Raw genomic sequence first — 6670 nt, 5'->3', positions numbered from 1 at the left:
CGATGGTCTTGCGGATCTTGTCGCCACCCGGCACCTCGCCCAGGCCGGTATTGCCGGCGCTGTCCTTCAGGATGACGATGTTGCGGGTGAACCAGGGGCCGTGGGCGCCGGAGAGGTTCAGCAGCATGCTGTCCTGGCCGGCGACGGGGACGACGCGCAGTTCGGTGACGACGGGCGCGCTGGTGACGATGGTGTGCATAGGGGTCCTGGTTATCGCTGCATGGCGATGACCGGGCAGCTTTTGTTCGATGGTCGATCATATTCCTTGCATGATTCACCAACAAACCAATTTATGATGCAAAGCATTCATAAATTGAATCGATCAGCGCTGGAATGAGGGAAGAACGTCGTTCAGGAACAGTTTCAGCACGGGATTCTCGTTGTGGCGGCGGTAGGTGCACACCATCTCGACGGGTTCCGTCTCCATCCTGCGCATGACGATCCCGTCGAATTTCAGCCGGGCCGCGCCTTCCGCGATGAGGGCGGCGCCGACGCCGGCACGCACGAGCGCGAGCATCGTGTGGACCTGGCCGATATGCTCGACGACGTCCGGGACGATCCCGGCGCGGGCGAAGCGCTCGCTCAACATCTGGTAGAACGGGCGCGCCTCGTACGGGGAATACATGACGAATGGCCGGCCGTGCAGGTCGGCGAGGGTCGGGGCCGGGGGCCACTGGTCGGCGTCATCCTCGCGGACCGCGAGCATCAGGGACTCCGTCGCGATCAGCTGGCTGTCGAGCTCGTCGTTCACGGGATGCGGCCGCATCAGGCCCAGGTCCAGCTCGCCCGTATTCAGCGCTTCCACCTGCACGGTGCTGACGAGTTCCTTCAGCGTCAGGGCGATGCCGGGTGCGCGCTCGCGCAGCCGCCGCACGACTTCCGGCAACAGGCTGTAGCCGGATGCCGACGTGAAGCCGATGGCCAGGCTGCCCTGTTCGCCCCGGGCGGCGCGGCGCGCGGTGAACATGGCTTCCTCGGCGATGCGCAGGATGCGGGCCGCTTCCGGGAAAAACGCCTTGCCGGCCGCCGTCAGCTTCACGGTGCGGCTGTTGCGTTCCAACAGCTGGGCACCGACATGGTGTTCCAGCAGGCGGATCTGCCGGCTCAGCGGCGGCTGCGTCATGTGCAGCCGCTCCGCCGCGCGGCTGAAATGCAATTCCTCGGCGACGGCCACGAAGCAGCGAAGCTGGCTGATCTCGAACATGGTGGTATTCCTGAAGTAATCCGCTGAAGTAATCCGGTTGTGGCGAGCGCGATTATGACAAATGCGCCGCCCATCCGGACACTCATGCTATCTTCCCACCGGGACTCGCTACGCACAGGAGGGAACATGGGCTTTGACCAGCGCATCGCCATCGTCACCGGCGCGTCCGGCGGCATCGGTCTGGCCACCGTGCGGCGTCTGCTGCAGGGCGGTGCCAGCGTGATGCTCGCGGACCTGCACCAGGACCGCCTCGACGCCAACCAGGCGGACCTGGGCAAGGACTTCGATCCGGCGCGTATCGCCACCGTCACCTGCGACGTGTCGCGCGAAGACCAGGTGATCGCCGCCGTCGACGCCACCGTGAACCGCTTCGGCGCCTGGGACCATATCGTTAACAATGCGGGCACGATGATCTTCAAGCCGATCGAGCAGCAGACGGAGCAGGACTGGCGCCGCATCCTCGACGTCGACCTGCTGGGCGCCTTCTTCTTCACCAGGCAGGCATTCCTGCGCATGCGCCGGGGCGGCGCCATCGTCAACGTGTCGAGTGTCCATGCCGTGGAGACGGAACCGCTCGTCGCGCCCTACGCGGCGGCGAAGGCGGCGCTGTTGTCGCTCACGCGCTCGGCCGCGCTGGAAGGCAAGGCCAAGGGGCTCCGCGTCAACGCCATATTGCCGGGCGCCGTCGATACGCCCATGCTGTGGAATAACCCGAACGTGCAGGCCGGCGTCGAGGTCATCGACAAGGCCGACGTCGGCTCGGCGGACGACATCGCCGCTGCCATCGTTTTCCTGCTGGCCGACGATTCCCGTTTCGTCGACGGCACCGCGCTGCGCGTGGACGGCGCGCGGCTGGCGCGGCTGTAGAGACCGCGCCGGCCCGGTCCGGCATCAGTGCCAGCGCACGGGCATCATCATCCTGGAGCGGAACCAGCGCGCCAGCAGGTTGCCGCACATCCGCACCAGGCCGAGGTGGCCCATCACGTGGCGCTGGTAGGTGAGGTCGTACATCGCGAGGGCGAACGCGCCCCGCACGCGCACGTGGCGGTTGCCGATCGCCCGGCGCAGGATGCCGACGGCACCGGCCCGGCCCAGCGACACGAGCGTGCCGTAGTCGCGGTACTGGAAGCCGGGCAAGGTGGCCGGCGCCTTGTGCGTCAGCAGCCTGGCGAGGTAGATGGCCTGCTGGCGCGCGGCCTGGGCGCTGGGCGGCGCCATCACGGTCTTGTCCGGATTGAGCAGGGTGCAGCAATCGCCCATCGCGTGGACTTCCGGATCGGTCACGCTGCGCAGGCGGGCGTCGACCACGACCTGGTCGTTGCGGTTCAGTGCCACGTTGAGGCTCGTGCTGAAGCGCGGACCCTTCACGCCGGCCGCCCACACGGTGATCGCGGCGGGGAACACGCGGCCGTCCGTCGTCTCGACCTCGTCCTCGCGCACCTCGGCGACCGCCGTGTCCGTGCAGATCTCGATGCCCATCGCGCGCAGCTTGTGCACGGCCAGGCTTGATGCTTGCGTATCCAGCGACGGCAGCACCTGCGGCCCCCGCTCGACGATGCGGATGTGCACCTGGTGCGGCGATTCCAGGCCGGCGAGGCCGTAATGGGCGAGCGTGTCGACCGTGTGGCGCAGGTCGGCCGCCAGCTCGATGCCGGTCGGGCCGGCGCCGACGATCACGATGTCGATCAGTGGCGCGCCGGCGTCCGTGCGGGCGTTGCGGCGCCGTCCGGCCTGCGCGCACAGGCCGAGGAAGCGCCGGCGGAAGATCTCGGCGCCTTGCACGCTGTCGAGCGCGAGGCAGTGTTCCTGCGCGCCCGGGATGCCGAAGAAGTTCGTGACGGAGCCGTAGGCAAGCACAAGGCGGTCGTAGCCGATGACGGTATGCGCATCCGGGGCATCATCGTACCTGCTGCGCACCGTCAGGGTACGTGCGCCGCGGTCGACCTGGACGACTTCGCCGCACACGAACGTGAAATGGTTGTCGATGGCCTGGCGCGCATAGTCGATCATGTGGTCGGCCGGGTCGATGGTGCCGGCGGCGACGGCATGGAGCAGGGGTTTCCAGAAGTGGGTGGGCGCGCTGTCGACGAGGATCACGCGGCCCTTGTGGCGCGCGCCGAGCCGGCGGCCGAGCCGCGTGGCGAGTTCGAGGCCGGCGACGCCGCCTCCGACGATGACGATGGACTGCATGGTGTGCTCCCTTCTTTTTCGAATCGGTGAGGCGCCGACGGACCGCCGGCGCCGCGCTGCGTTCGCGCATCCGCCGGAGCAGTGCCCGCGGATGCCGGGAAGACTGCTCAGTGTCTCGTTGCCTGCATGACGTCCTTGCGCATGGGTTTGCGCATGACCTGTACCTTGGGTGTGCGTACGCCGATGTGGGCGTTGCGGGCGGCGGCGATCGCGCGCGGCGAGGTCGTCACGGCAAGCGCGCGGTCCGGCTGCACGCCCAGCTGGTCCAGCACGACGGAATACGGGGCCTTGTGGCCGCGCACCTCGAAATCGGCGCCGGTCAGCACGACGGAAAAGATGTGGTGGGCGGTGTCGCCGAAGCGGCGGCGCAGCTGCTCGCCGGCCTGCTGGTGCGGCAGTTCGGAGATCAGGGCGCACGGCAGGCCGTGTTCGATCGCTTCGTCCAGCAGGCGTTCGGCGTCGGCCGGGGCGCCGGATGAGGGGAACGCAGATAAGTCGAAGATGAACGCTTGTGCCGTCATGATGATCTCCTTTTCAGAACTGTTGTCACTTGATGAGTTTTACTATACGGCCGGGCGGGATAAAATAAAAATAAATAATTTTTGGGTTTTGATAAGGAATGACTTATGTATCCAGCCAGCTTCAAGCAATTGCAGGCGTTGATGCTCGTGGCGCGTCACCAGAGCGTGTCGCGCGCGGCGGAGGCGATGCACGTCACGCAGCCGGCGGTGTCGCTGCACCTGAAGCTGCTGGAAGAGGCGGCCGGGGTGCCGCTGACGCGCCGCCAGGGCCGCAACATCCAGATGACGGCGGCCGGCGAACTGCTGGTGGGTTATGCGGAACGCATCCTCGGCCTGTGGGAAGAGGCGGGCGACGAGATCGCGGCGTTGAAGGGCGTGACATCCGGTACGCTGCGCATCGGCGCCGTGATGACGGCCGAGCACCTGCTGCCGCCGATGCTCGTGCGCTTCACGACGGGACGGCCGCATGTGCGCATCAAGCTGCAGGTGGGGTCGCGTCCGGAAGTGATCGGCATGCTGTCGCGCGACGAGATCGATCTCGCCATCATGGGCACGCCGCCGCGCGAATTCCCGACGAGCGCCAGCCGCTTCGCGCGCCACCCGATGGCCTTCTTCGTCGCGCCCGGCCACCCGCTGCTGCGCCAGGAGAGCGTCACGCTGGCCGATATCGCGTCGCACAACCTGCTCGTGCGCGAGCGCGGGTCCGGTACGCGCGCCGCCATCGAGCGCCGGTTCGAGGAAGAGGGCGTGGCATTCGCGATCGGCTCCGAGCTGTCCAGCAACGAGGCGATCAAGCAGATGACGGCGGCCGGCCTCGGCGTCGCTTTCCTGTCCGTGCACGCGTGCACGCTGGAAGTGAGGAACCGCCTGCTCAGCGTGCTGCCCGTGCCGGGCGTCGTCGTGCAGGGCGACTGGCACGTGATGCACAAGGCGGCGCGCGCGATCCCGACCGTGGCCGCCTCGTTCCATGAATTCATGGTGGAGCACGGCCAGCAGGTCATCTCGGACGAACTGGAGAACCGCGCCTGGGTCGTGTGAAGGCGGCGGGCACGGCCACGGACACGAGATGCGCGAGCCGTCGCCGGTGCCGCACCGGCGTTACGCGGCCAGGGCCAGCCGGCGCTTGACCGTGGACGCCGGCGCGTCCTCGATCTGGAAGATGTTCACGACGGCGGAGAGCTCGACGGCCTGCACGCGCAGCGATTCCGCCGCCGCCGCCGCTTCCTCGACCAGCGACGCGTTCTGCATCGTCATCTCGTCCAGTTGCGACATCGCGCTGTCCACGCGGCCGATGTCGGCCTGCTGCGACTGCGTGGCGGTGCTGATCTGGTCCATGATGCTGGACACGCGCTGCACGCTGTCCACGACCTTGCGGATGGTCTCGCCCGCGTGGCCGACGAGAGTCGTGCCGGCGCCGACCTTCGCCACCGAATCCTCGATCAGGCCCTTGATCTCCTTGGCCGCGGCGCCAGCCCGGTGCGCGAGGTTGCGCACCTCGCCGGCGACCACGGCGAAGCCGCGTCCCTGTTCGCCCGCACGGGCCGCCTCGACGGCCGCATTCAGCGCCAGGATGTTGGTCTGGAAGGCGATGCCGTCGATGACGGCGATGATGTCGACGATCTTGCGCGACGATTCCTCGATCAGGCGCATCGTGGCCACCACCTGGTCGACGGCCGCGCCGCCTTCCACCGACACCGTCGATGCCGTATTGGCCAGGTTGCTGGCCTGGCGCGCGTAGTCCGCGTTCTGGTGCACGGAGGCGACCAGCTGGGCCATCGACCCCGTCACCTGCGACAGCGTGGACGCCTGCGTCTCCGTGCGGCTCGACAGGTCGTTGTTGCCGGATGCGATCTGCGACGAGGCCGAGGCGATCGTCTCCGTCCCCGTGCGCACCTTCGCGACGATCTCCGCCAGTCCGTTGCGCATCGCGTTCATCGCGTGGATCATGCTCGACGGTTTGGCGCGCGAGACGTCGACGGGGCAGGTCAGCTGGCCGTTCGCGATGGCCTGTGCCACCTGCGTGGCGTGTGCCGGCTCGCCGCCGAGCTGGCCGACAAGGCTGCGCACGATGACGACGCCGACGAATGTGCACAGCACGCCGGACAGGGCGGACAGCGCGGTGATCCAGAAGCGCGCCTGGCTGGCCTCGGCGTTCGCGGCGGCGCTGGTGGCGGCGCTGTTCTGCTGCAGTTGTTTCAGCAGTACGTCCATGTCGGCGACGATCTGGCGGCGCAGCGGGCTGCATTCTTCCACGAGGAACTTGCCGTAGCCGTCCATGTTGCCGGCCGTGCGGTAGGCGCGCGGGCGGTCCAGTTCGGTCGCCATTTTCAGCATCGCGGCCTTGACCTTCGCGTACTGCGCGTCGTTGCCCAGCATCCCATCGAGCTTGCCGAGGGCGGTCAGGTATTCGGTCTTGTAGCTGTCGACGAGCCCGAGTTCGCGTGAGGCCGCCGCATCGTCCTTGAACACGAAGGCATTGCGCGCCGCGATGCCGGTCTGGTCGAGCGCTTCGCGCGCCGCGTACAGCGGTTCGAGTTCGCTGTTGCGCACGGTGTCCGCCGCCTGCAGCGCGCCGGCAATGCTGTTGACGCGGGTGACGGAAAGAAGGGCCACGATCAGCGTGACCGACAGGATCAGGGCGAATGCAACATACAGCTGTGTTGCGATTCCTATGCGTTGAAGAAATTTCATCGTGTCTCCAGCTTATTATCGTTACGGGCATGACGCCGTTTCGCCAGTTTATGCGTATTTACTC

General features: G+C 67.3%; 6 protein-coding genes and 1 pseudogene. 2 read left to right on the top strand and 5 right to left on the bottom strand.

Going from position 1 to position 6670, the window contains the following annotated elements:
• A pseudogene (gene gudD, locus AC1DYX_RS25790) lies at positions 1–199 on the bottom strand (glucarate dehydratase); the annotation flags it as partial.
• 123 nt (positions 200–322) lie between these two features.
• A complete protein-coding gene (locus tag AC1DYX_RS25785; protein WP_477264181.1) occupies positions 323–1204 on the bottom strand; it encodes a LysR family transcriptional regulator in 882 nt (293 codons plus the stop codon).
• A 126-nt stretch (positions 1205–1330) separates the two neighbouring features.
• Between AC1DYX_RS25785 and AC1DYX_RS25780 the strand changes: the two genes are divergently transcribed.
• Positions 1331–2071, top strand: coding sequence for an SDR family NAD(P)-dependent oxidoreductase (locus AC1DYX_RS25780; protein ID WP_477264179.1), 741 nt, complete (start codon positions 1331–1333; stop codon positions 2069–2071).
• 24 nt (positions 2072–2095) lie between these two features.
• Here the strand turns inward: AC1DYX_RS25780 and AC1DYX_RS25775 are convergent, their stop codons facing one another.
• Together AC1DYX_RS25775 and AC1DYX_RS25770 are read right to left on the bottom strand one after the other, a co-directional pair.
• Positions 2096–3394: an NAD(P)/FAD-dependent oxidoreductase gene (locus AC1DYX_RS25775; protein ID WP_477264177.1), complete on the bottom strand. Its 1299-nt coding sequence runs from the start codon at positions 3392–3394 to the stop codon at positions 2096–2098.
• Positions 3395–3501: 107 nt separating this feature from the next.
• Complete coding sequence (locus tag AC1DYX_RS25770) at positions 3502–3915, bottom strand: HAD hydrolase-like protein (protein WP_477264176.1); 414 nt, start codon at positions 3913–3915, stop codon at positions 3502–3504.
• A gap of 105 nt (positions 3916–4020) precedes the next feature.
• On the opposite strand from AC1DYX_RS25770, the gene AC1DYX_RS25765 reads away from it, so the two are divergent.
• A complete protein-coding gene (locus tag AC1DYX_RS25765; RefSeq protein ID WP_477264174.1) occupies positions 4021–4953 on the top strand; it encodes a LysR family transcriptional regulator in 933 nt (310 codons plus the stop codon).
• 60 nt (positions 4954–5013) lie between these two features.
• On the opposite strand, the gene AC1DYX_RS25760 is transcribed toward AC1DYX_RS25765, so the two are convergent.
• On the bottom strand, positions 5014–6606 hold the full coding sequence (locus AC1DYX_RS25760) for a methyl-accepting chemotaxis protein (protein ID WP_477264171.1): 1593 nt from the start codon (positions 6604–6606) through the stop codon (positions 5014–5016).
• Between the last annotated feature and the right edge of the window lie 64 nt (positions 6607–6670).

This window comes from Massilia sp. P2_C2 (assembly GCF_056404615.1).
The sequence above is the reverse complement of the archived record's forward strand: the minus strand, read 5'-3'. Positions and strand labels throughout refer to the sequence as shown.

What these genes read in the sequence shown, in the direction of transcription:
- AC1DYX_RS25785 (WP_477264181.1), bottom strand. Translation starts at nt 1,204, where the DNA reads ATGTTCGAGATCAGCCAGCTTCGCTGCTTCGTGGCCGTCGCCGAGGAA.
- AC1DYX_RS25780 (WP_477264179.1), top strand. Translation starts at nt 1,331, where the DNA reads ATGGGCTTTGACCAGCGCATCGCCATCGTCACCGGCGCGTCCGGCGGC.
- AC1DYX_RS25775 (WP_477264177.1), bottom strand. Translation starts at nt 3,394, where the DNA reads ATGCAGTCCATCGTCATCGTCGGAGGCGGCGTCGCCGGCCTCGAACTC.
- AC1DYX_RS25770 (WP_477264176.1), bottom strand. Translation starts at nt 3,915, where the DNA reads ATGACGGCACAAGCGTTCATCTTCGACTTATCTGCGTTCCCCTCATCC.
- AC1DYX_RS25765 (WP_477264174.1), top strand. Translation starts at nt 4,021, where the DNA reads ATGTATCCAGCCAGCTTCAAGCAATTGCAGGCGTTGATGCTCGTGGCG.
- AC1DYX_RS25760 (WP_477264171.1), bottom strand. Translation starts at nt 6,606, where the DNA reads ATGAAATTTCTTCAACGCATAGGAATCGCAACACAGCTGTATGTTGCA.